General features: G+C 58.3%; 19 protein-coding genes, 2 rRNA genes and 1 pseudogene. 8 read left to right on the forward strand and 14 right to left on the reverse strand.

All coding sequences use genetic code 11. From position 1 onward, the window contains the following. The first annotated feature begins 44 nt into the window (after positions 1–44). Positions 45–770, forward strand: a complete 726-nt coding sequence (locus AK821_RS22075) for a 4'-phosphopantetheinyl transferase family protein (protein WP_064391689.1) — start codon at positions 45–47, stop codon at positions 768–770. 115 nt (positions 771–885) lie between these two features. Here the strand turns inward: AK821_RS22075 and AK821_RS22080 are convergent, their stop codons facing one another. After that, the gene (locus tag AK821_RS22080; RefSeq protein ID WP_064391637.1) at positions 886–2496 is read right to left on the reverse strand and encodes an ATP-binding protein; all 1611 of its coding nucleotides are present in this window, start codon (positions 2494–2496) and stop codon (positions 886–888) included. Continuing rightward, the gene (locus tag AK821_RS22085) at positions 2493–3215 is read right to left on the reverse strand and encodes a response regulator (RefSeq protein WP_064391638.1); all 723 of its coding nucleotides are present in this window, start codon (positions 3213–3215) and stop codon (positions 2493–2495) included. The genes AK821_RS22080 and AK821_RS22085 overlap by 4 nt, the downstream gene beginning before the upstream one ends. An 876-nt stretch (positions 3216–4091) precedes the next feature. Between AK821_RS22085 and AK821_RS22090 the strand changes: the two genes are divergently transcribed. Next, on the forward strand, positions 4092–6986 hold the full coding sequence (locus tag AK821_RS22090; protein WP_064391641.1) for a ribonucleoside-diphosphate reductase subunit alpha: 2895 nt from the start codon (positions 4092–4094) through the stop codon (positions 6984–6986). Between the two features lie 314 nt (positions 6987–7300). Here the strand turns inward: AK821_RS22090 and flgE are convergent, their stop codons facing one another. From flgE to AK821_RS22125, 6 genes are all read right to left on the reverse strand, one after another. Beyond that, positions 7301–8617, reverse strand: a complete 1317-nt coding sequence (gene flgE, locus AK821_RS22100) for a flagellar hook protein FlgE (protein WP_064391646.1) — start codon at positions 8615–8617, stop codon at positions 7301–7303. Positions 8618–8647: 30 nt separating this feature from the next. After that, the gene (flgD, locus tag AK821_RS22105; protein ID WP_064391648.1) at positions 8648–9376 is read right to left on the reverse strand and encodes a flagellar hook assembly protein FlgD; all 729 of its coding nucleotides are present in this window, start codon (positions 9374–9376) and stop codon (positions 8648–8650) included. Between the two features lie 15 nt (positions 9377–9391). Further along, positions 9392–9835 carry a flagellar basal body rod protein FlgC gene (flgC, locus tag AK821_RS22110; protein ID WP_003227217.1) on the reverse strand — a complete coding sequence of 148 codons (444 nt, stop codon included), beginning with the start codon at positions 9833–9835 and terminating at the stop codon, positions 9392–9394. A 3-nt stretch (positions 9836–9838) separates the two neighbouring features. Continuing rightward, positions 9839–10246, reverse strand: coding sequence for a flagellar basal body rod protein FlgB (flgB, locus tag AK821_RS22115; protein WP_007917581.1), 408 nt, complete (start codon positions 10244–10246; stop codon positions 9839–9841). A gap of 371 nt (positions 10247–10617) precedes the next feature. Further along, positions 10618–11445 (reverse strand): protein-glutamate O-methyltransferase CheR, encoded by an 828-nt coding sequence (gene cheR, locus AK821_RS22120; RefSeq protein ID WP_007917583.1) that lies wholly within the window; start codon positions 11443–11445, stop codon positions 10618–10620. 46 nt (positions 11446–11491) lie between these two features. Next, the gene (locus tag AK821_RS22125) at positions 11492–12424 is read right to left on the reverse strand and encodes a chemotaxis protein CheV (protein WP_034155785.1); all 933 of its coding nucleotides are present in this window, start codon (positions 12422–12424) and stop codon (positions 11492–11494) included. Between the two features lie 82 nt (positions 12425–12506). Here AK821_RS22125 and flgA point away from each other — a divergent pair, with 82 nt between their 5' ends. The 4 genes from flgA (at position 12507) to AK821_RS22145 (ending at position 15094) form a co-directional block, all read left to right on the forward strand. Next, positions 12507–13268, forward strand: a complete 762-nt coding sequence (gene flgA, locus AK821_RS22130; RefSeq protein ID WP_082355483.1) for a flagellar basal body P-ring formation chaperone FlgA — start codon at positions 12507–12509, stop codon at positions 13266–13268. Positions 13269–13416: 148 nt separating this feature from the next. Then, complete coding sequence (gene flgM / locus AK821_RS22135) at positions 13417–13743, forward strand: flagellar biosynthesis anti-sigma factor FlgM (protein ID WP_007960324.1); 327 nt, start codon at positions 13417–13419, stop codon at positions 13741–13743. A 48-nt stretch (positions 13744–13791) separates the two neighbouring features. Further along, the gene (locus tag AK821_RS22140; RefSeq protein ID WP_064391653.1) at positions 13792–14259 is read left to right on the forward strand and encodes a flagella synthesis protein FlgN; all 468 of its coding nucleotides are present in this window, start codon (positions 13792–13794) and stop codon (positions 14257–14259) included. 88 nt (positions 14260–14347) lie between these two features. Beyond that, the gene (locus AK821_RS22145) at positions 14348–15094 is read left to right on the forward strand and encodes a flagellar brake protein (protein WP_064391656.1); all 747 of its coding nucleotides are present in this window, start codon (positions 14348–14350) and stop codon (positions 15092–15094) included. A 73-nt stretch (positions 15095–15167) separates the two neighbouring features. Here AK821_RS22145 and AK821_RS22150 read toward each other — a convergent pair whose 3' ends face one another. From AK821_RS22150 to AK821_RS22165, 4 genes are all read right to left on the reverse strand, one after another. Beyond that, positions 15168–16553 carry an MFS transporter gene (locus AK821_RS22150; RefSeq protein WP_064391658.1) on the reverse strand — a complete coding sequence of 462 codons (1386 nt, stop codon included), beginning with the start codon at positions 16551–16553 and terminating at the stop codon, positions 15168–15170. A gap of 69 nt (positions 16554–16622) precedes the next feature. Beyond that, on the reverse strand, positions 16623–17864 hold the full coding sequence (locus AK821_RS22155; protein WP_177330973.1) for a glutamine synthetase family protein: 1242 nt from the start codon (positions 17862–17864) through the stop codon (positions 16623–16625). A gap of 312 nt (positions 17865–18176) precedes the next feature. Next, positions 18177–18869, reverse strand: coding sequence for a sensor histidine kinase (locus AK821_RS22160; protein ID WP_064391662.1), 693 nt, complete (start codon positions 18867–18869; stop codon positions 18177–18179). Continuing rightward, the gene (locus AK821_RS22165; RefSeq protein ID WP_064391664.1) at positions 18866–20470 is read right to left on the reverse strand and encodes a tetratricopeptide repeat-containing response regulator; all 1605 of its coding nucleotides are present in this window, start codon (positions 20468–20470) and stop codon (positions 18866–18868) included. Before AK821_RS22165 ends, AK821_RS22160 begins: the two co-directional genes overlap by 4 nt. Positions 20471–20704: 234 nt before the next feature. Between AK821_RS22165 and AK821_RS22170 the strand changes: the two genes are divergently transcribed. Both AK821_RS22170 and AK821_RS31440 read left to right on the forward strand, forming a co-directional pair. Then, positions 20705–22030: a lysozyme inhibitor LprI family protein gene (locus tag AK821_RS22170; protein WP_236708332.1), complete on the forward strand. Its 1326-nt coding sequence runs from the start codon at positions 20705–20707 to the stop codon at positions 22028–22030. 161 nt (positions 22031–22191) lie between these two features. Continuing rightward, positions 22192–22385, forward strand: a pseudogene (locus tag AK821_RS31440) (hypothetical protein); the annotation flags it as partial. 234 nt (positions 22386–22619) lie between these two features. On the opposite strand, the gene rrf reads toward AK821_RS31440, so the two are convergent. Together rrf and AK821_RS22185 are read right to left on the reverse strand one after the other, a co-directional pair. Next, positions 22620–22735: ribosomal RNA gene (rrf, locus tag AK821_RS22180) — 5S ribosomal RNA — on the reverse strand. A gap of 166 nt (positions 22736–22901) precedes the next feature. Next, positions 22902–23400, reverse strand: a 23S ribosomal RNA gene (locus AK821_RS22185); the annotation flags it as partial.

The following is a 23400-nucleotide window of genomic DNA, read 5'->3' on the forward strand; positions in this document are numbered from 1 at the left end:
CGATCATCTCGACCTCGACCCGACTAACCGGCAAAATGCCCGCCATGAATCTCACCCCCACTCTCCCCGCCTGCTGCACCGCGCTCGACAGCCACTGGCCGTTGCCGACGGTATTGGCCGACACCGTGCTGCTCAGTACCCGTTTCGATCCTGCTCAACTGCTTGGCGATGATTTCCAGCGCAGCGCCGTCGTCGCGCCGCCGAGCATTCAGCGTTCGGTGGCCAAACGTCAGGCCGAGTTTCTCGCCGGGCGTATCTGCGCCCGCGCGGCGTTGCAGCAATTGGAAGGCAGCAGCGTGGTGCCGGCGATCGGTGAAGACCGCGCGCCCATATGGCCGGCGCACATCTGCGGCTCGATCACCCACAGCACCGGCCATGCCGCCGCAATTGTCGCCAACAAGCAACACTGGCGCGGTTTGGGCATGGATCTGGAAAATCTGCTCAGTACCGAACGCGCCGAGCGCCTGGCTGGAGAGATTCTGACGCCACCTGAAATGCAGCGCATGACGGCCGCCTCGCGGGAACAGTTGGCGTTGTGGGTGACGCTGACGTTTTCGGTGAAGGAGAGTTTGTTCAAGGCGCTGTACCCGATTGTGCAGCAGCGCTTTTACTTCGAGCATGCTGAAGTGCTGGAGTGGACTGAAGCGGGTCAGGTGAGGTTGCGGTTGTTGACGGACCTGTCTGCCGAATGGCGCAACGGCACTGAACTGGATGCGCAGTTCGGGGTGCGGGATGGGCAGTTGTTGAGTCTGGTCAGCATCAAAGCCTGAAGATTTTTGGTGTGGGCACTGGCCCTATCGCGAGCAGGCTCACTCCTACATTGAAATGCGTTCGCCTGCAGGAGTGAGCCTGCTCGCGATGAGGCCTGCCGAGCCAACACAAAACTCAGCGGCGTTCCTGATTCCTCGGCCAACTCAAGCTAAAGCAAGCCCCTCCCAGACTTTTGCTCTTGCCAATGATCGCCCGGCCGTCATGCCAGTGAATGATCCGCCGCACAATCGATAGCCCCAAACCATGCCCGCCCGAGGCCCGCGTACGGCTGTCGTCCAGGCGCAGAAACGGCGTAAAGATTCGCTCCCACGCCACTTCCGGCACGCCCGGCCCGTCATCTTCGATATCGACCCGGCAGCGCAACTGTCCGACCTGATAGCTCACCGTGACTTTCGAACGGGCATGGCGCATGGCGTTGCTCACCAGGTTTTGTAACGCGCGATGCAGATAGCGCGGCTCGGCCTCGACCCAGGCATCGTCGTTGTCCGCCGCAGACAGGCACAAACCACGCTGCACCGTGACCTCGGCACGCAACGGCGCCAGCTCTTCGATGACCTGATTGACCAACGCATCCAGGTCAATGCGCTGGAACGTCAGCGCCGGTGAGCCTTGCTCCAGTCGCGCATAGGTGAGCATTTCGTCGACCAGCTTATCGAGATCCTCGATGTCGTGATCCATGCCTTCGCGGTACTTTTCCAGCGCTTGCGGGGTGGTTGCCGAGCCGATCATTTCCAGACCGAAACGCAGGCGCGCCACCGGCGTGCGTAATTCATGGGATACCGCGCGCACCAGTTCCCGCTGGATCGCCAGCAACTGTTGCAAGTGCTCGGCCATGCCATTGAACGCCGACGCCAGGCGCCCGACCGAGTCAGCACCGCGCGCCGGCACGCGGGTTTCCAGACTGCCTTTGGCGATACGCGTGGCCGCCGCTTCGAGGCCGCGCAAACGCCGTTCGAGCTGACGCACCAATAGATAAACGATCAGGCCGATCAAACTCAGCCCCAGTGCGGCAATCAGCACCAGCCATTCCGGCGGGTACGGATTCATCTGATACAACGGCCCGATCTCCAGCACCCGCGGCGTGCCGACCATGCCGGCAAACACGCGGATCGAATCGCCGCCCTTGCCCGGCGCCATCACCGTATCGCCTTCGGAGACGCGACGGCTCTGGTCTTCGTCCATGTCAGCGTCGTTTGCCGTGACCAGCCGCAGGTCAAAACCAAAACCTTTCTCTTCCTTTATCTGCTCAAGGCGTTTGGGCTGTTCACCCACCGGTACGCGCACCAGCTCATCGGCCAACAGATAAATAGTCGCGCGGGCCAACTGCTCACTGATCTGCTGCACTTCCCCCACCAGCACGAGCTGTTCCTTGTCGCTGACCATCCGATAAACCTTGGCCGCGTGCGGCCCGGTCTGCTCGACCAGCGCCTGACCGCGCTGCACTCGGGTACGTTGGGACAGATCAAGATCGGTGTCGGCAAACTTCTTCAGCGCCAGCGGAATCCCGAGCAGACGCTCCCACACCAGCAGCGCACGATGACGCTCGGTCTCGTTCATCGGTTGCAGGTTGCCCGCCATCAGCGAAAACGTGCCGTGGGCCAGGCGCTCGCGGTATTGCTCGCTGCGTACCTGATTGAGCAGGTTAAGCGCCAGCACGCCAAGCACCGCTACCAGAATCAGCGCTGCACACATGCCGCCGTAGATGCGCAGGAAGATCGAGTTCACAGCGACAGGTCTATGCAGGCTTCAGGGACGAACAGATAACCTTTGCTGCGAATGGTCTTGATCAGGCGCGGATGGTCGGGGTCGTCGCCGATTTTCGGGCGGATACGCGAAATGCGCACATCGATCGAGCGATCCTGGCCGTCGTAGCCAATACCGCGCAGGGCGGTGAAGATTTCTTCGCGTGAGAGAATCCGCCCGGCGTTCGACACCAGCAGCCAGAGCAGGTCGAATTCGGCACTGGTCAACTCGATGCCGTTGTCGCTCAGCCAGGCTTCGCGCAGGGCGTTGTCGACCACCAGCGGGCCGAATTGCAGACGACGGGATTTTTCCGCGACCGGCTCGGCGCTGTCACTGCGTCGCAGCAACGCCTGAATCCGCGCCAGCAGCAATCTAGGGCGCACGGGTTTGCAGACGTAATCGTCGGCGCCGAGGTCGAGGCCCTGAATCTGGTCGGCATCATCGGTGCGCGCGGTGAGCATCAGGATCGGCCCGTCGAATTGATTGCGCACCTTGCGGCAAATGCTCAGACCATCTTCACCAGGCAGCATCAGATCGAGGATCACCAGATCCGGTTGCTCCTTGATGATCCGAGCCGCCGCCAGCGCGCCATTGCCTTCGATGTCCACGCGCAGTCCATTGGCTTGCAGGTAGTCGCGCGTGAGTTCGGCCAGTCGCTGGTCATCTTCGACGATCAATACCTGAAAGGCTTGTTGCTCCACCGGTGACCTCTGCTTTCTATTGTTATTAATAAAAGGAAGGCGATTGCCCAGACACACAATCCCTGCAGGAGCTGTCGAGTGAAACGAGGCTGCGATCTTTAGATCTTGCTTTTCAAGATCAGGATCAAAAGATCGCAGCCTTCGGCAGTTCCTACAGAGGTACGCGATATTTAGCGTGATCTTCCCGTCCTTTTGTCATGTTTCTGGAGGATAAAGATGCCTGCGCATGGCCCGATTGTATAAACGGCGTACAGCCAGAACACAAGTCGGTAAATGCGTTCGGACACAGCGTTTTTTTGTGATAGGGTTCGCGCCCTTAAAAATCCGCTGAAGCGTTTTTCCGGGTGAAAAAACAGTGACAAACGGTCTAGGTCAGCAGGTTCGCGGCCTACACGCTTTTTCCTTGTTTCACACACAATTTACGCACAGGTTTATCCACAGGTAGTACGTTGCAATCCGCCCCTAAAACGCATTATCTTGTAGCCCGTGCGCAAAAAAACCCTACATGTAGGGGTTGGCACTAAAAAACCAAACACAAACCGGACAGTGAATTCAAGGCTTTTTATTGCCATTGTCAGGTTGAACCAAACGTATTTTCAGAAGCCCAAACCGCGCCTGCGGATGGCTACCGTTTTTCAGCCGATCACGGCGTTTACGGTACGGGTGTTGCAGTGGCGAACTGCTCCCCGAAAGGAATGCGGTTTCACGCGTATCGCGTGAGCCGAAGACTTCGGCATGGAAGCGGCGCTCACAAGGCCCTCTTCCTGAACTGTCCCGAAGTCGTTATGCCCGGCGCGTGCCGGTTGTAGTGCTTCAGGACGGAACGGTGGGCACCGTGATGGTGCCCAAACAAACATAGAGAACGTGGAGACACCCATGCAAACCGACACAACTCGCGAGAACCCGCAGGGCACCTTGCCGCAGGCCGCCGATTCGACTTCGGATCTGGCAGCCACCGCGCCTGGTCAACTGCGCGTGATCAAGCGTAATGGCACTGTCGTTCCTTACACCGATGACAAGATCACCGTCGCTATCACCAAAGCGTTCCTCGCAGTTGAAGGCGGCACCGCTGCCGCTTCGTCGCGAATCCACGACACCGTTGCCCGTCTGACCGAACAGGTCACCGCGACCTTCAAGCGTCGCATGCCTTCGGGCGGCACCATCCACATCGAAGAAATCCAGGACCAGGTCGAACTGGCCCTGATGCGTGCCGGCGAGCAGAAAGTGGCGCGCGACTACGTGATCTACCGTGACGGTCGTTCGAAAGAACGCGCTGCCCACGCCCCGGCCGAAGAAGCGGTCAACGCGCACCCGTCGATCCGCATCACCCGCGCTGACGGCAGCCTGGCGCCGCTGGACATGGGCCGCCTGAACACCATCGTCACCGAAGCATGCGAAGGTCTGGAAGAAGTCGACGGCGACCTCATCCAGCGCGAAACCCTGAAAAACCTGTACGACGGCGTGGCCCTGACCGACGTCAACACCGCCCTGGTGATGACCGCCCGTACCCTGGTCGAGCGCGAGCCGAACTACTCGTTCGTCACCGCCCGCCTGCTGATGGACACCCTGCGTGCCGAAGGCCTGGGCTTCCTCGGTGTGGCCGAAAGCGCCACTCACCACGAAATGGTCGACCTGTACGCCAAGGCGCTGCCGGCTTACATCGCCAAAGGTATCGAGTTCGAACTGCTGAACCCTGTGCTGGCGTCCTTCGACCTGGAAAAACTGGGCAAGGCGATCAACCACGAGCGTGATCAGCAATTCACCTACCTGGGCCTGCAAACCCTCTACGACCGTTATTTCATCCACAAGGATGGCGTGCGCTTCGAACTGCCGCAGATCTTCTTCATGCGCGTGGCCATGGGCCTGGCGATCGAAGAGAAGCACAAAGAAGACCGTGCGATCGAGTTCTACAACCTGCTGTCGTCCTTCGACTACATGTCGTCGACTCCGACCCTGTTCAACGCCGGCACCCTGCGTCCACAGCTGTCGAGCTGCTACCTGACCACCGTGCCGGATGACCTGTCGGGCATCTACCACGCGATCCACGACAACGCCATGTTGTCGAAATTCGCTGGCGGCCTGGGCAACGACTGGACGCCGGTGCGTGCACTGGGTTCGTACATCAAAGGCACCAACGGCAAATCCCAAGGTGTGGTTCCGTTCCTGAAAGTGGTGAACGACACCGCCGTTGCCGTTAACCAGGGTGGCAAGCGCAAAGGCGCGGTGTGTGCCTACCTGGAAACCTGGCACATGGACATCGAGGAGTTCATCGAACTCCGTAAGAACACCGGTGATGATCGTCGTCGTACCCACGACATGAACACCGCCAACTGGATCCCTGACCTGTTCATGAAGCGCGTCTTCGACGACGGCAAGTGGACCCTGTTCTCGCCATCCGAAGTACCGGACCTGCACGACCTGACCGGTAAAGCTTTCGAAGAGCGCTACGAGTACTACGAAGCCCTGACCGAATACCCAGGCAAGGTCAAACTGTTCAAGACCATCCAGGCCAAAGACCTGTGGCGCAAAATGCTCTCCATGCTGTTTGAAACCGGTCACCCATGGCTGACCTTCAAAGACCCGTGCAACCTGCGCAGCCCGCAGCAGCACGTCGGCGTGGTCCACAGCTCGAACCTGTGCACCGAAATCACCTTGAACACCAACAAGGACGAGATCGCCGTTTGCAACCTGGGCTCGATCAACCTGCCGAACCACATCGTCAACGGCAAGCTGGACACCGCCAAGCTGGAACGCACCGTGAACACCGCCGTACGCATGCTCGATAACGTTATCGACATCAACTACTACTCGGTGCCACAAGCGAAGAACTCCAACTTCAAGCACCGTCCGGTCGGCCTGGGCATCATGGGCTTCCAGGACGCGCTGTACCTGCAGCACATCCCTTACGGTTCCGACGCTGCCGTCGAGTTCGCCGACAAGTCGATGGAAGCGGTCAGCTACTACGCGATCCAGGCGTCCTGCGACCTGGCTGACGAGCGCGGCGCGTACGAGACGTTCCAGGGTTCGCTGTGGTCCAAAGGCATCCTGCCGCTGGATTCGCAACAGATCCTGATCGAGGCTCGCGGCCAGAAGTACATCGACGTTGACCTGAACGAAACCCTGGACTGGGCACCGGTTCGCGCCCGTGTACAAAAAGGCATTCGTAACTCCAACATCATGGCCATCGCACCGACCGCGACCATCGCCAACATCACCGGCGTATCGCAGTCGATCGAACCGACTTACCAGAACCTGTATGTGAAATCGAACCTGTCGGGCGAATTCACCGTGATCAACCCGTACCTGGTTCGCGACCTCAAGGCTCGCGGTCTGTGGGACTCGGTCATGATCAACGACCTGAAGTACTACGACGGTTCGGTTCAGCAGATCGAGCGCATCCCGCAAGAACTCAAAGAGCTCTACGCGACCGCGTTCGAAGTGGACACCAAGTGGATCGTTGACGCGGCCAGCCGTCGTCAGAAGTGGATCGACCAGGCCCAGTCGCTGAACCTGTACATCGCCGGCGCATCGGGCAAGAAGCTCGACGTGACCTACCGCATGGCCTGGTACCGTGGTCTGAAAACCACTTACTACCTCCGTGCCCTGGCCGCGACCAGCACCGAGAAGTCGACCATCAACACCGGCAAGCTGAACGCTGTTTCCAGCGGCGGCAACCACGGCGACGATTCGGTTCTGGCAGCACCTGCCGGCCCTGCTCCAGTGCCAAAGGCTTGCGCGATCGACGAGCCGGATTGCGAAGCTTGCCAATAAGCTGAGCCGAGTCAGGCGTTGCGAGACGCCTGAACGAAAAAGCCCCCGACAGGCCTCTGGTTTGTCGGGGGCTTTTTTTTGCCTGAGTGTTGAGCGGGAGAAATGCGCCGGCTTTCAGGAGGTCATCGCGAGCAGGCTCAGTTCCTACAGGATCAGGATCAGGATCAGGATCAAACGATCGCACCTGCGGCAGCTCCTGCATGACATTCGCGCCGTGCTCCTCACCACTCTGTTCGGCTGCAGCTCTTGATCTGCGGGCCCCACAAAAAAGCCCCTCTAAAAAGAGGGGCTCCCTTGCACATCTCAAACCAGCATCAAGTCATCTGAATGATGGTCTGCATGATGGTGCTCTGAGTGGAAATGGTCTTGGCGTTCGCCTGATAGTTGCTCTGGCCCTTGATCAGGTCTACCAGTTCGTTGGTCAGGTTAACGTTGGACTCTTCCAGCGAGTTGGAAGCGATCGAACCCAAGGTACCGGTTTCCGGTGCATCGTAGCCCGGGATACCCGAAGCGAACGTCTCTTTCCAGCTGGTGCCACCGATTGCCTGCAGACCTTGTTCGTTGGTAAAGCTGGCCAGCGCAACCTGGCCGATGGCCTTGCTCTGGTTGTTGCTGAAGTTGGCGAACAGCGTACCGGTGCCGTCGATGGTCAGGTTGGTGATCTGGCCAGTGGCGTAACCATCCTGAGTCGGGATAGAACGCGCGGTGTCTGCGTTGTACTGAGTGGTCTGCGCCATCGAAATGGTAATGCCGGCCGGGTTGGCAGCTGCACCGTTAGCCTTGAAGGTACCGTTGACCACGTTACCTGGCACCCAGCCAGTGATTTTCAGGTCACTGCTGATCACCGGACCCGGCAGAGTGCTGACCTGAGTCAGCTTGCCGGCGGAGTCAAAGCTCATGGTGGAAGCGACTGGCGCGGTGGTTTTCGGATCGCTACCGGTCGCGTCCGGGTTACGGCCGTCTACCAGGGTGTAGACCTTCCAGGTGTTGGCACCGGTCTTGACCACGTACTGATCCATCGGGTGCATGTTGCCCTGACTGTCATAGATCGGCGTGCTGAACGACTTGGTGTAGGTCGCAAGGTTGGTCGGGTCGAATTTGCCGGCCGCCACTGTGTCGTCGATCACCGGAGCAGTCGAGTTCAGGTTGATGGTCGACGTCACCAGCGAGGTGGACTTCGGCGCCAGGTTCGAGGTGTCGATCTTCAGGTCGGTCAGTACACCGTTGATGATCTTGCCGTTGGCATCCACACCGTAACCCTGCAGGCGCGAGGTGTAATCGGTGTTGGTGATGTAACCGGCGTTGTCGACCTTGAACGTACCGGCACGGGTGTAGGACACCGAGCCGTTGTTGCTCATGGTGAAGAAGCCCGAACCGTTGATGCCCATATCCAACACGTTACCGGTGTTGTTGATGTCACCCTGGGTGAACTGTTGGGAAACGTTGGCCAGGCGCACGCCGTTACCGATCACTTTGCTGCCGCTACCCAGGCGAGTCGCCGAGTAGACGTCTTCGAATTCTGCACGGGACGATTTGAAACCGGCAGTCGCGACGTTGGCGATGTTGTTGCCGGTCACGTCCAGCTGTTTGTTGGCGGCATAGAGACCGCTAAGGCCGATATTGAAAGACATATTCCACTCCTTTGTGCCGGTTAGTCGGCTCTATATACCAATGGTTTGTACTTTGGACAGGGCAACGGTGCCCTTGCCGGACAGGTTGAGCATCAGCTCGCCACCGGTCTGGCTGATCGTCACGCTGTTGACGGTCGCCGGCAGGTAGGTCGCCAGATCTGTCGCGGCGCCGTTGATCGGTGCGTTCGCCTTGAAGGTGTAAGTACCGACGGGCACCAGATTGCCGGAAGCATCTTTGCCGTCCCAGGTGAAGCTGGCATTGCCGGCAGCGCGGCTGCCCAGGTCAATGGTGCGCACGGTAGCGCCGCTGCTGTCGGTGATGGTCACCGTGCCGCCGGCAATCGACGTAGGCACAGTCGCCGAACCGGTCAGGCCTTTGCTCGGGTCGTCGAGCTGGGCAGTGTTGGTTTGCACGATTACATTGCGGCCAACCAGCGACGATGCCTGCAACGCCTGCGAGGAGTTGTAGTTACCGGCCAGCGAGCTTACGGTGCTATTAAGCGTGGTGATGCCTTCCAGGCTGCTGAACTGCGCCAATTGGGCAACGAACGCGCTGTTGTCCTGCGGATCCAGCGGGTTCTGGTTTTTCAGCTGGGTCACCAGCAGCTGCAGGAACGCGTCCTTGCCCAGCGCTTGACCGCCGGTTGCACTGTTGGTTGCCGAAGCGATGCCGCCGGTGGTGGTGCTGCTGGCCTTCTTCGACGAGTTGGCCAGGATGTCATTCATGCTCAGGGAGCTGGTGGTATCGGAAACACTCATGGCAGTCGCCCCTTATTACTGACCGAGGGTCAGTACCTTCTGCATCATGGTTTTCGCGGTGTTCATCATTTCAGCGTTGGTCTGGAAAGACCGGCTCGCGGAAATCATGTCAGCCATTTCTTCCACCACGTTGACGTTCGGGTAGTAGACGTAACCTTTGGCGTCGGCTGCCGGATGGTTCGGCTCGTAACGCGCTTCGAGGTTGCTCTGATCTTCGACCACACCCAATACCTGTACGCCTTGACCGGCTGCGTCCTGGCTCTGGAACAGCGAGTTGCTGCCGCTGTTCTGACCGCCCTGGAACATGGTGGCGAACACCGGGTGGCGGGCGCGGTAGGTCTGGTCGATGCTCGACGAGACGGTTTCGGCGTTGGCGATGTTCGAAGCCACGGTGTTCAGACGCGTGGTTTGTGCGCTCATGCCGCTGCCGGCAATGTTGAAAACGCTGGACAGGGACATGGATTACTCTCCGCGCAGGGCTGACACCAGCCCTTTGAATTTGCTGTTGAGCAGGGTGAAGCTGGCCTGGAAGCCTACGGCGTTTTCCGCGTAGTTGGACTGTTCCAGTTGAGCGTCAACGGTGTTCTGGTCGATCGACGGTTGCATCGGCGTGCGATACATCAGCGATTCGTCGCCGTTGCCCAGGCCTTCAGCTTCGATGTGACGGCTGTTGGTCATGTTCAGGGCAATCGTGCCGTTGGCGTTTTTCTGGGTCTGTGCTTCAAGCACTTTAGAGAAGTCCAGATCCCGAGCCTTGTAGTTCGGGGTATCGGCGTTGGCGATGTTGTTGGCCAGGACTTCGGCACGCTGGGCGCGGAAGCCCAGGGCTTTTTCGTGAATGCCGAGCGCTTTATCGAAGCTGATGCTCATGTCGGGACCTTCAGGGTGACCGGTTTTTCGTAACTGAGCTTTAGCAAGCCGCGTGCCAATGCGAAAAACCCCCGTAAACCGGGGCTTTGCGAGAGACCGGCAAAGCGGCAATGCCAGAAAAGCGGCAACCGGTTTCCGCCAGATGCCGCTTTTCTGCCGCTTGCCGTCCATCTCATACACACCACGGTCCCTGTAGGAGTGAGCCTGCTCGCGATAGCGGTGTGTCAGGCACCGATGATGCTGAATGTGCTACCGCTATCGCGAGCAGGCTCACTCCTACAGGGGTTTTGTGGTGTTAAGGAGAATTTCTTCGGGCACAAAAAAACGGCAGGCCTTTGCGGGCCTGCCGTTTTTTTGTATTGCCGATGCAATCACTTCGCCTGGTAAATGATCCCCGGGCTGCACTGCACCATCTGGTAATGGTCCGGCAAACCGTTCAGCGCTTCGGAAGCGCCAAGGAACAGATAACCGCCCGGCTTCAACGTGCTGTGAATGCGCAACAGGATGTCCTTCTTCACTTCGGCAGAGAAGTAGATCAACACGTTGCGGCAGAACACGATGTCGAACTTGCCCAGCGCGGCATAGCTGTCGAGCAGGTTGAACGAGCGGAACTCCACGCGGTTCTTGATCGGCGCCTTGATCACCCAGCGCCCCGGCCCTTTCGGGTCGAAGTAACGCTGCAGACGTTCCGGCGACAAACCGCGACCGATCGCCAGGCTGTCGTATTCGCCCGTCTTGCAGTTGGTCAGCATTAGGCCGGACAAATCAGTGGCAACGATCTGCACACCCATCTTCAACTGGCCCAGGTTGCTGCGCTCGAACTCGTCGATCGACATCGACAGCGAGTACGGTTCCTGGCCCGATGAGCAGGCGGCCGACCAGATCCGCAGACGCTGGTTGGGGCTGGCCTTGATCGCTTCAGGCAGTACCTTGTTCTTCAAGACTTCAAACGGATAGGTGTCACGAAACCACAGGGTTTCGTTGGTCGTCATGGCATCGACCACCTGCTCGCGCAAACCGCTGCGCGGCTGGGTCTGGATGCGCTGGACCAGCTCACCCAGGGATTTGATGCCTTGCTGCTCCATCAGTTTGTTGAGACGGCTCGAGACCAGGTACTGCTTGTTTTCACCGAGCAAAATGCCACAGGCTTTTTCCAGGAAGACCCGGAACTGTTCGAAATCCAAATTACCCGTAGACAATGATGCCGCCTCTTAAATCGTGTTGACCGCCAGGAGCAAAACGCCCCTAGCTGATATCTGCTGCTTTGATCCGGTCGACTACCCGGGATGCCAGGTCATCAGGGCGGAATTTGGCCAGGAAGTCATCAGCACCGACTTTCTTGACCATCGCCTGATTGAATACCCCGGACAACGAAGTATGCAGGATGATATGAAGCTTTTGCATGCGCGGGTCAGCGCGAATCTCGGCCGTCAAAGTGTATCCGTCCATCTCCGGCATCTCGATGTCGGAAATCATCATCAGGAACTCTTCTTCCGGCTTCTTGCCCTCGTCGACCAGCTTGCGCAGGTAATCCAGCGCCTGCTTGCCGTCGTTCAGCGCGATCACTTCGACGCCAATCGTCTGCAGGCAACGCGTGACCTGCTTGCGCGCCACCGATGAGTCATCGACCGTCAAGACACGCAACGACAGTGCCTTGGTCTGGGTCTCGACATCGACCACGCCCACCGAAATCGCTTCCGGTGTCGGCGCAACTTCGGCCAGCACCTTCTCGACATCGATGATTTCGACTAACTGATTGTCCACCCGAGTCACAGCGGTCAGGTAATGATCGCGACCCGTGCCCTTGGGCGGTGGATGAATCTCTTCCCAGTTCATGTTGACGATGCGCTCCACCGAGCGGACCAGGAAACCCTGGGTCTTGGTGTTGTACTCCGTGATGATCACGAACGGGTTGTTCTTGTCCTTCAACGCTCCGGAACCGGTGGCCATTGCCAGATCAAGGATCGGAATGGTCGCCCCCCGGATATTTGCCACCCCGCACACGACAGGACTGGACTTGGGCATCAACGTCAGCGACGGGCACTGCAACACTTCCCGTACCTTGAACACGTTGATTCCGTAGAGCTGCTGACCGTCGAGACGGAACAACAACAGCTCCAGGCGATTCTGCCCCACCAGTTGCGTGCGCTGGTTCACCGAATCCATTACACCAGCCATGCCCAGACTCCTACACCAACGCCAAGTGTTGTTGCGACGCACATTCATTGCTAAACGGCACGGCGCTTGCTTTTTAACTCGTATGAACGCTCAAACGACATTTTTCCGACACCTGACCTCCCGCACTCGCAAAAGCCTGTGCGCGATGTCTGCCGTCTGCTTCTTCTTCGCTGGCAGCCCTGCCGTTGCTGATACGGTTACCATGCCTGACATGCTTATCGGCGTCACTCAGGGCTTTCTTGAGTTCACCGTAGAAGACTATCTGGCTACCAGTCAAACGGAAGGCCGCTACGAAATCGAGGTCAAGCAACTCGATCCACGTATGCGCATGCCTATGTGCGACAAGGAATTGACAGCTTCGCTGGAGAGTCCGGCACGTCCTTTGGGCCGGGTAACCGTCAAGGTTCGCTGCGAGGGCGCCTCGCCCTGGACGGTCTTCGTGCCCGCTCAAGTCCGCCTGTTTCGCGAGATTGTGACGACCACGCGACCGCTCAAGCGCGCCGGCATTATCGAGCCGCAGGACGTGACCCTGCGTGAACGTGACGTCAGTGTGATCAATCAAGGCTTCCTGACCTCGGTAGACGAAGCGATCGGGCAGAAATTAACCCGACCAACGGTAGCCGATCAGGTGATTACTCTGGTTCATCTGGAACAGGCAGAAGTCGTGCGCAAGGGCGATCAGGTGGTCATCACTGCCCGCAGCGGCACACTGGCCGTGCGCATGCCCGGCGAAGCGCTTGCCAATGGCGGCTTGAAAGAACAGATCCGGGTAAAAAACCTCAACTCGCAACGGGTCATCAAGGCGCAAGTCATCGCGCCGGGCCAAGTGGAAGTGGCGATGTAGAAAACTGGCGCTGACCCCGGCTGTTCCCTAAACTGTGCCGCAGCAGGACACGCGCCGGCGCATGCAAGGCTCATTGTAAATGTGCCTAAAGTTTTCCAGGGGATGGCCGAAAACATGGCAAGCGTCCAAATTCCCAGAGGTTTTTATCATGGTCATCGATTTCAGCCGTTTGAACAGCTCCTCGTCACTTACGGGCAGTACACGTACCAGCAACGCCAAGGAAACCGCCGAAACCGGCACCTCTGCGCCGCTGAATACCCCGGCCGAACAGGCCAGTACCGCAAAAAGCGGGGAATCGGTACACCTCAGCAATGAGGCTCAACAGTTGCAGAAGGTCACTGACAAGCTGCGCGATCAGCCTGCTGTCGACAAAGCCCGTGTGGCCGAGTTGAAAGCCGCGATTGCCGATGGCAGCTATAAAGTCGACAGCAACCGTGTAGCCAGCAAACTGCTCAACTTCGAAGCCCAGCGCTAGGCTTTTGCCGGCGCCAGGCTTTTGGACGCTTAAAACCCAAGGCCAGCCATGCACGACACTAATTTATTGCAACTGATCAACGACGACTTTGCTCCAGCTCAACAATTGCTGGAGTTGCTGCAAACCGAATCCCTCGCGTTGCACGGTCGCGACATGCCCCTGCTGGAAGAAATTCTGGCGCACAAACAGGCATTGATCATTCTGCTTGAACAGCATGGCCGCAAGCGCAGCGAAATCCTCGCCAGCCTCAATCTGCCGACTGATCGTACAGGTCTTGAGCAATTGGCTGGCCAGTCGAGCATTGGCGAGCAGTTGTTGACGCAAGGCGACGCATTGACCGATCTGATCGCGCAATGCCAAGCCGCCAACCTCAAGAATGGTCAGTCGATCCAGATCCAGCAGGCCGCCACGGCCAATCAGCTGAAGATCCTCACCGGTGGTGAAGCGCCAGCGCTTTACAACGCCAGCGGCACTTTTGCCAAACCCGCCGTACCGCGTCCGCTCAGCCAGGCATGAGCCGTTGATGCGCCAGCTCTATCAACCCGCGAAACATGCTGGCAAAATGCTGGCTAGTCGTCATATTTTGTCTGGAGATTGATAAACCGTGTCCAACGCCCTAAGCGCGGATGATGCTCCGCAGCCCCCAAAGGTGCTCACCACGCCACTGGAAATCTCCAGCAACCTGCGCCAGTTACAAGACAGCCACGATCCTTTGATCATCACGTTCCACGAGCGCAGCCAGCGCTTTCAGAGCTATTTGATCAAAGTTGACCGTGACACCGCCTCCATCGCCCTCGATGAAATGATCCCGCGCGACGGTGAACGCTTCCTGCTGGCCGGCGAACCGTTCAAGGTTGAAGGTTTCCACGACGGTGTACGTATCGCCTGGGAATGCAACGGCACGCTGAACATTCAAGAATCCGAAGGCGACCGTTTCTACACCGGCGACCTGCCTACCGAAGTGGTTTACCACCAGCGCCGCAATGCTTTCCGCGCCGCGCTGAAACTCACCGACCTGGTCAGCGTCGAACTGGGTGGCGAGAAACTCAAGTCGCCGATCAACGGCAAACTGCTGGATATTTCCGCGACCGGCTGCAAGCTGCGTTTCGAAGGCGACATTACTGACCGCCTGCAACTGGGCCAGGTCTACGACCGCCTGATCGCCCCGCCGCTGTTCGGCAATCAACCGACCGCCGTCGAACTGCGCTACCTGCATTTCGAGGAAAAACTCAACATCACCTTTGCCGGCCTGCGCTTTCACAACATCAGTGGCCCGGCCGCGCGCAACGTTGAGCGTTTCGTTTATCAGTTGCAGCGTGAAGCACGCCGTTTCGATAAAGACGACATGTGATTCTCAGCGGCAAATAAAAAGGGCAGTCCTTGGCGGGACTGCCCTTTTTTGTGCGCGATGCTTTTTGTTCAGTTCAAGGCCGGCCGCCACTGAGATCCGGGGTCGGCTTGTCGTTGTCAGCGTCCGATTCGGTTTCTGTCGCAGGCGCGGCCGGCGTATCGGCTTCAGGCTCGGGGCTCACTGGCGCTTGCACTGGGTCCTGCACCATCTGCTCCTGCACCACCTGCTCGTCGACCCGCGGGTCAAGGGCAGCCACCAATGGCGAGCTGGACATGCTGTCGGGCATGGCCACGTGATGCAGCGGCGCATCGTCGACCTGATGCAGATTGGTCACGGCTTTCGGCCGGATCCGCCACACCAGCACCAGCGCGAAGAAGCTGAAAAACGCATACAGGCTCTGACTACCGAACAGCTTCATCAGCACACCCGCGAGCAGCGGCCCAATGCTCGCACCGACCCCGTAGGTCACCAACAGCATCGCGGTCAGCGACACCCGCCGATCACCCTCGACATGGTCATTGGAGAATGCCACCGCCAGTGGGTACAGACAGAACTGCACCAGTGAACAGAGGAAACCAACCCCAAACAGCACCTCGAGCGGAACCTGCGGCAGCACCGCCAACGGCAACGCCGCCACTGCCAGGAACCCGGCAAAGCAGCGAATCAGCAGCGCCCGGTCGTAACGATCGGACAACCAGCCCAGCGGCCACTGCACCAATAAGCCGGCAAAGATGCAGCTACCCATGAACAGACCGACCTGCTCGGTCGACAGGCCCTGCTGAGACGCATACAGCGGTGCCAGGCCGTAGAACGAACCGATGATCAAACCGGCACCGAGCACCGTGCTCAAGGACTGCGGCACCCGCTTGATAAAGAAGCGCGGTTCCATCGGCGCCGGATGCAAGGGCGCAGGGTGAATACGTCGGGTCAGGGTCACCGGCACCAGACACAACGCAAAGCACAGGGCGACCAGCATCAGCAGTTCCAGACCCAGCCCCGGGTGCATCACCAGAATCAACTGACCCAGGACCAGGCCCAGATACGAAGCGATCATGTAACCACTGAATACCAGACCGCGCTGATTGGCATCGGCCTGCTCGTTGAGCCAGCTCTCGATGACCATGTATTGGCACATCATGCCCAGACCGACGATGGTCCGCAGCACCAGCCATGCCGGCAGCCAGTCGACCAGGCCATGACCGAGCACCGCCGCGCCGACGATCCCCGCGCACGCCGAGTACGCACGGATATGCCCGACCCGAGCGATCAACCGGTGGCCGATCTTGCCGCCCAGCACCAGGCCGAAATAGTTGGCCGCCATCAACGCACCGACCCACAGGCCGTCGACGTTGTCAGCGGCAAGGCGCAAGGCCAGATAAGTGGATAGAAGGCCCGAGCCGATCAACATCATCAGCGAGGCGAAATACAGCGCTCGAAAGGATTTCCAGATTTGGCGCATCGGCGTTCCGAGCGGCTCCTTGCAGTAAATATCGGGCTACCAAAACGATAGCCCGATGGCGACGGTTCGTCAGGCCTGGGCTGCTAGAACACGCCGTTCCCAGGGAGTGATTTCATCAAAGAAGCTGGTCAACTCCATGGTCTTCGAAGCGATGTAGCCTTCGATGAACTCCTGTCCGAACAGTTCCCTCGCCAATTGGCTACGTTTCAGACGCTCGAGCGCGGCATGCAAGGTACACGGCAGCGAGAGGTTGTCCGGCACCTCGAACTCGCCCTGAATCGCTTCCGTCGGCTCCAGTTCATGCTCGATGCCATGCAAACCCGCGGCCAGACTGGCGGCGATCGCCAGATACGGGTTGGCATCGGCGCCGGGCAAACGGTTTTCCACCCGACGGGCAACCGGCGAACTGGCGGGAATACGCAAGCCGGCGGCGCGATTGTCATGGGACCAGCACGCGTTGTTCGGCGAAGCGAACGGGTGGCACAGACGCTGATAGGAGTTCACGTTGGGCGCAAACAGTGCGGTGAACTCTGCCATGCCTGCCTGCTGCCCACCGATGAAGTGGCGAAACATCGCCGTCGGTTGGCCGTCCTCGGCGCTGAACACGTTCTTGCCAGTATCGATGTCGACGATGCTCTGGTGAATGTGCATCGAACTGCCCGGCGTGTGCGCCAGCGGCTTGGCCATGCACACCACGCTCAGGCCATGTTTGAGCGCGACTTCCTTGAGCAGGTGTTTGAACAGAAAGGTCTGATCGGCGAGCAGCAGCGGATCGCCGTGCAGCAGATTGATCTCGAACTGGCTGACGCCCATTTCATGCATGAAGGTGTCGCGCGGCAGGCCGAGAGCGGCCATGCATTTATAGACTTCATTGAAGAACGGCCGCAGACCGTTGTTGGAACTGACACTGAATGCCGATTGGCCATCCTCGCGCCGGCCGTCGAGGCCAACAGGCGGACGGAACGGTTGGGTCGGATCAGTGTTCGGGGCGAAAACAAAGAACTCCAGCTCGGTCGCCACCACCGGCGCCAGGCCGCGCGCGGCGTAACGAGCAATGACCTTTTTGAGCTGGCCCCGAGTCGACAGATTGGAGCTCTCGCCGGTCAGCTCATCCGCATCACAAATGGCCAATGCACGCGGCTCGTCACTCCAGGGCAGCGGATGGATCATCGACGGTTCGGCAACCAGTGCCAGGTCGCCGTCATCGCTGCCGTAAAAGCGCGCCGCCGGATAACCACCCATGATGCATTGCAGCAGCACTCCCCGCGCCATCTGCAAACGCCGCCCTTCGAGGAAACCCTCGGCGGTCATCACTTTGCCTCGCGGCACGCCGTTCAAATCCGGCGTGACACATTCAATCTCATCAATGCCCGTCAGTCGCTGCGCGAGTGAACGCTGGCCATCGGTTGTCATGACGCAATCCTTGTTATTGTGCGAGCCGCGAACGGCGACCCGTACAAAATAGGCTTCGGCTGTTCGGAATATCAAGCAGCGTCAAAACAAAAAAACAAACAACGCGAATACCCCCTGTAGAAGCTGCCGCAGGCTGCGATCTTTTGATGTTGTTTTTCCAGGATCAAAAAATCGCAGCCTGCGGCAGCTCCTACAGGCATCGGTGCAATATCAAGGGAGGTAGAGGCTGAACACACCGCCGCCCAATGGGCCGCCGTTGCGAATTTCGGTGCGACCTTCAACACCGTTACGCTGATGCAGCGCTGCGATGCGGTTGGCGAAATACAAACCGAGCCCGGTGCTGCCGCTGCTGTGGTTGATGCCCTGCACGTAATCGGCCTGACGCTCGAGCATCTCGGCCGGGTAACCGTCGCCGTCGTCGTTGATGCTCAGGACCAGTTGCCCGGCCTCATCGCTGACGGTGATCAGCAGTGATTCGCGGGCATAGCGAATCGCATTGTTGATGCAGTTGCCGAGCACCGAGGCAATCAATTCACGGTCAAAGAACCCCAGCGGACTCAACGGATCAACTTCATACGTGGCGACGATCCCGCGACTGGCGAACACCTCTTGATGCGACGCCAGTTGCGCTTCGATGAAGTCGTCGAGTTCATGATAGGCCGGTTGCAGTGGCATCTGGTTGACGCCGAGCTTGTACAGCCCGAGCAATTGCACGAGCATGCCGTTGAGGTGGGCGAACTCGAAGTCGATCACGCCCTGCTCCGAACCTTCGCGCTGCGCTTGCGGCAACCGCGCGAGCCATTGGCTGTGAGCCTGCATCAGCATGGCCAGCGAGTTTTTCATGTCGTGGACGGTGGAGGCGATCACCGTGGAAAAATCCAGCGCCTGCTTGTCGTTGCTCATTCGCCAAACGCCTTGCTTTTCAGCTTCTGATAACGCGCATGACGCGCGTCGGTGTCGGGCATCAGGCCGACCATTTTCAGGCAGGCCCGACATTCTTCCAGCTCCGCCGATGGCACCGACGTGTCGGTGCCGTGCAGCAGCGACTGGGCCATGTTCAGCGCAATACTGATGTTCTTCGGTTGCATCTTCAGCGCCTTGCGGAACACCTCGCGGGCCTCCACCAGATTGCCGGTCTTGTACACGCGCACGCCCTGACGGTTGAGGTCGGCAGCGGCATTACTGGAGCTGAGAATAGTCGGGTCATCGGTGAGCTTGGCGATGTCTTTCATCACCGCCGGATCATCACCGTAGATTTCCGCGCAGCTCTTGAGCATCGAGGTGCCCGCCTCGGCCTGACCGAGCATCTGCAACTGCTTGGCGACCAACAGCGCCGCTTCCGGACTCATGAACTGTTCCATGCCGTCGAGACGCATCAGTGCTTGTTCGGTGAGCTTGTCGGCAGTTTCGGCATCGTTGAGCAGCAGGCTGGTAGCCTTCATCAGGCGCGCACGAATCTGCAGGCCGGGGTCAGTCGGGTTCTCTTTGGCGACAGCGCTGAGGGTCGTGTTGATCTCCAGCCGCGTACGCGTATCGAGACCGCGCTCGCTGCCTTTGCTGATCAACGCATGAGCCAGGCCCAGATTGCTTTCCGGATCCTTGAAACGCGACTGCGCCCCCTGCGCCACGGCCTGACGATAGGCGCGTGAGGCGGTGTCGAAATCTTCGTTGGCCATTGCAAGCTTGCCCAGCAAGGCTTGGCGACGCACCGCCAGTGGCGATAGACGAATGGCCTCTTCCAGCACCTGCTGCGCACCTTTGGTATCACCCTCGGCAACCAGCACGTCGGCCATGCCGTCGTACAACGACGGCATCATCGGAAACACCTTCAGCGCCTTTTCATAGACGCCTTTTGCCTGAGCGACTTGCCCACGCTTGAACAACAACTTGCCCAGTCCGGCAAACGCCCAAGGCAACGGCCGGTCGGCGATGATGCTGTCGTAGAGACGCTCCAGCGCTTCGTTCTGGTTCATGTCGCGCAACGCATCGGCGCGGTAACGCAGGCATAACGGTGAATAACGAATGTCCTGCTTGCACAGGGCAATGCAGGCATTGAGCACCTCGACCGGTTTACCACGGTCGAGGGCTTGCAGAATCGGTTTGAGCAATGTCTTGCGCTGCTCCAGACGCTCAAGGCGCTGAGCCAGGCCGGAACGGTTGAACGGTTTGGTCAGGTACGCATCCGGCTCATGCTCCAGGGCACTGAGCACCATCGCCTGACTGGTCTCGGCGGTGACCATGACGAATACCGCTTCATGGCTGATGAGTTTTTCCAGCATCAGGTCTTCGAGTACTTGCTGGCCGTTCTTCTTGCCGTCGCCGAGATGGAAGTCCTGCAGGATGAAATCGTAGGACTTCTGCGCACACATCTTCAGCGCCTGCTCACCGGTGTCGGCGGTGTCGACATCCTTGACCCCAAGCTCACGCAGCATCGAACGGACGGAACTGCGGAAATCCGAGAAATCATCGACGATCAGAAAACTCTTTTGGTGATACGACAGCATCGAAGATTTCCAGGCAATTGAAGTGAGGGCAATTTCAGGCGCGCAGATAATAGCTGCCGGCCAAATGCTATCAAGCGATTTCGCGCGACGTTGAAGTCACCCAATGGGTTATCGGCCACAAGTGCGGTTCCCTGAAGCCAGCGCTTCAACATTCCTCGCCCAACGATTACCCTGCGCGCCGGCATAACTCCCCACTACAGGGCTTACATCGTGTACATCAAAGGACGCTGCATCGTGTCCGTCTGTGTGCTGCTGTTTATTCAGCAGGCCATGGCGGCCGGAATGGACTGCACAAAAGCGGCGAATGCCGTCGAAAACACTGTTTGTGCGAACAAATCGTTGTATGAAGTGGACGCGCAAATGGGCGCGATTTATCAGGATTTATTCAAAGCCTCTGGTCCCGCACAAGCTGAACTCAAGCGCGCTCAACGGCTGTGGTTAAAAGCCCGCAATGCCTGCGCCGAAGACGTTTCCTGCCTGGATCAGCAATATCGCGAGCGTCTGCAAGCGTTGCACGCGCAGTGGCAGGCAGCGGTGGCCTATCAACCGGATGACCTCGATAAACAGGCGCTGGACGATCTGCAAAAGCGTATTCAAGCCGCCAGTAAAGATGATCCAGAATTCGCGCTGGATCGGGTACTCGCCGCGCTCACCGTGAAAACGCCTGCTGGCGGTTTTCACGGTGAGGCCAGTGCAGAGGACTCTTTGATAACACACTTTCCGACATCGCAGCCCGAAGGCGTTGGTGCCGATGAATGGCGAGCGCTGACCGCCTCCCGGATCAATGACGCTGCCGAAACCGGCCTGACGTCTTACACCTTGCAGGATCTGGATGGCGACGGGCAGCGCGATCTGATCGTAAATACCTACGCCGGGGGCACCGGTCTGTTCACTTATGTGGAAACCTGGCGGCGTGACGGCGAACGGTTCATCAAACGTTCTGTTGAGCCCGACAGTTCACTGTTCTACACCAATGATCGCGGCGCCAATCAGTCGGTGGACTGGATAAACCTGCGCGGCAAGACTTACGCGGCCTATCGAAACAGCGAGTACGGCGTTGATCGGGTCTACTTGCTCAACCCGCTGAAAATCAACGTCCAGGTGCCGACGGTGACGATTCGTTATCGCTATGCCCTCGACGTGCCCGCTCTTCAACACAAGGACGACGGCAACAGCACGTTTGAACTCGAACCCGATCTGCACCGAGCGCTTAATCAGGCTGTGGCCAAAGTCACTGAAACCGCCGCTATCCCTTCAAAAGAACCGCTCTGCCCTATTCCGGCGACCGGCGCCGGTGAAAACGATTACTACAGCTTTGGCCCGGCGCATTACAGCATTGAAAAAGTCGCCGACCTGCCTGTCTTCATTGGCAATGATTGTTACATCGGCGCCTTGATTGACTGGTTCGGCAGTTACAGCGAAAAGAATGGCTTGTTCGCGCAACTGGCATTGCGTAAACCGGACAGCGAGGACGGCAGCCTTACATATTCAGTCTACGGTCGCCGACATATCATCGATGTCAGTACTTCAACGGGGCAAATTGATCTGAACGAAGGTTAGCCGTGTAGGCCATCCGCTGCCGAAAATCATTGGTGCAGTCGTGATTCCCCGGATGTCCAGATAAAAGGTACTGCACGTCTGTCTGCCAAAACTGTTGAAGGCAGAATCATGAATCGGGATTATTCTGTGCAATTAGCTGTGCAGTTGATCCCCTCGACGCATCTTTGCTGATCAATCTTGATCGCGAAGTGCAGCGCGAAATCCTGCAGATGCTCCACTTCGCCCTGCGCCCGAGCGGCTTCCTGTTCCTCGGCACTAAGGAATGCGCCGATGCCTGCCATGAGCTGTTCGCCCGGTGGACAAGCGCAATCGGATCTTCCGTGCCAAAACCGGCACGCCGAACAGCCGCCGCACGACCGTAGCATGTGCATCATGGCTTTCCTCCCTTAAGACGAAAATTAAGTCACAAGGGTTCGCACCATGGCAATTCGTCGGCTGACTGTAATGCAAAAGCCGCGTCGTAATTGTTATTACGACGAGGCTTCTAATTTGAACTTGAGGGTAAACCCGATCTTTAAACGTTGGCAAAACTTTTTCGCGGGCAAAACAAAACCCCAACTGCTTTCGCAATTGGGGTTTCGGAATTTAATCTTGACGATGACCTACTCTCACATGGGGAAACCCCACACTACCATCGGCGATGCATCGTTTCACTGCTGAGTTCGGGATGGGATCAGGTGGTTCCAACGCTCTATGGTCGTCAAGAAATTCGGGTACTGAGTCGTGGCCTTGTGGCCTCGCTTCAGCAAATTGGGTATGTGACAGCTGGTGTTTTGTGAACATCGAACTTTCGGTTCGTTTCGTCTTCACACACCGCAATCTGGTCTCTCTCGCTTTTCAGCTCGGAGCATGCAAATTGCTTGGGTGTTATATGGTCAAGCCTCACGGGCAATTAGTATTGGTTAGCTCAACGCCTCACAGCGCTTACACACCCAACCTATCAACGTCGTAGTCTTCGACGGCCCTTCAGGGAACTCAAGGTTCCAGTGAGATCTCATCTTGAGGCAAGTTTCCCGCTTAGATGCTTTCAGCGGTTATCTTTCCCGAACATAGCTACCCGGCAATGCCACTGGCGTGACAACCGGAACACCAGAGGTTCGTCCACTCCGGTCCTCTCGTACTAGGAGCAGCCCCTCTCAAATCTCAAACGTCCACGGCAGATAGGGACCGAACTGTCTCACGACGTTCTAAACCCAGCTCGCGTACCACTTTAAATGGCGAACAGCCATACCCTTGGGACCGGCTTCAGCCCCAGGATGTGATGAGCCGACATCGAGGTGCCAAACACCGCCGTCGATATGAACTCTTGGGCGGTATCAGCCTGTTATCCCCGGAGTACCTTTTATCCGTTGAGCGATGGCCCTTCCATA

It is taken from the genome of Pseudomonas sp. RIT-PI-r, from assembly GCF_001297015.1.
Classification (GTDB): domain Bacteria; phylum Pseudomonadota; class Gammaproteobacteria; order Pseudomonadales; family Pseudomonadaceae; genus Aquipseudomonas.

What these genes read in the sequence shown, in the direction of transcription:
- AK821_RS22075 (WP_064391689.1), top strand. Translation starts at nt 45, where the DNA reads ATGAATCTCACCCCCACTCTCCCCGCCTGCTGCACCGCGCTCGACAGC.
- AK821_RS22090 (WP_064391641.1), top strand. Translation starts at nt 4,092, where the DNA reads ATGCAAACCGACACAACTCGCGAGAACCCGCAGGGCACCTTGCCGCAG.
- flgE (WP_064391646.1), bottom strand. Translation starts at nt 8,617, where the DNA reads ATGTCTTTCAATATCGGCCTTAGCGGTCTCTATGCCGCCAACAAACAG.
- flgD (WP_064391648.1), bottom strand. Translation starts at nt 9,376, where the DNA reads ATGAGTGTTTCCGATACCACCAGCTCCCTGAGCATGAATGACATCCTG.
- flgC (WP_003227217.1), bottom strand. Translation starts at nt 9,835, where the DNA reads ATGTCCCTGTCCAGCGTTTTCAACATTGCCGGCAGCGGCATGAGCGCA.
- flgB (WP_007917581.1), bottom strand. Translation starts at nt 10,246, where the DNA reads ATGAGCATCAGCTTCGATAAAGCGCTCGGCATTCACGAAAAAGCCCTG.
- AK821_RS22125 (WP_034155785.1), bottom strand. Translation starts at nt 12,424, where the DNA reads ATGGCTGGTGTAATGGATTCGGTGAACCAGCGCACGCAACTGGTGGGG.
- flgA (WP_082355483.1), top strand. Translation starts at nt 12,507, where the DNA reads ATGAACGCTCAAACGACATTTTTCCGACACCTGACCTCCCGCACTCGC.
- flgM (WP_007960324.1), top strand. Translation starts at nt 13,417, where the DNA reads ATGGTCATCGATTTCAGCCGTTTGAACAGCTCCTCGTCACTTACGGGC.
- AK821_RS22140 (WP_064391653.1), top strand. Translation starts at nt 13,792, where the DNA reads ATGCACGACACTAATTTATTGCAACTGATCAACGACGACTTTGCTCCA.
- AK821_RS22150 (WP_064391658.1), bottom strand. Translation starts at nt 16,553, where the DNA reads ATGCGCCAAATCTGGAAATCCTTTCGAGCGCTGTATTTCGCCTCGCTG.
- AK821_RS22155 (WP_177330973.1), bottom strand. Translation starts at nt 17,864, where the DNA reads ATGACCGCCGAGGGTTTCCTCGAAGGGCGGCGTTTGCAGATGGCGCGG.
- AK821_RS22160 (WP_064391662.1), bottom strand. Translation starts at nt 18,869, where the DNA reads ATGAGCAACGACAAGCAGGCGCTGGATTTTTCCACGGTGATCGCCTCC.
- AK821_RS22165 (WP_064391664.1), bottom strand. Translation starts at nt 20,470, where the DNA reads ATGCTGTCGTATCACCAAAAGAGTTTTCTGATCGTCGATGATTTCTCG.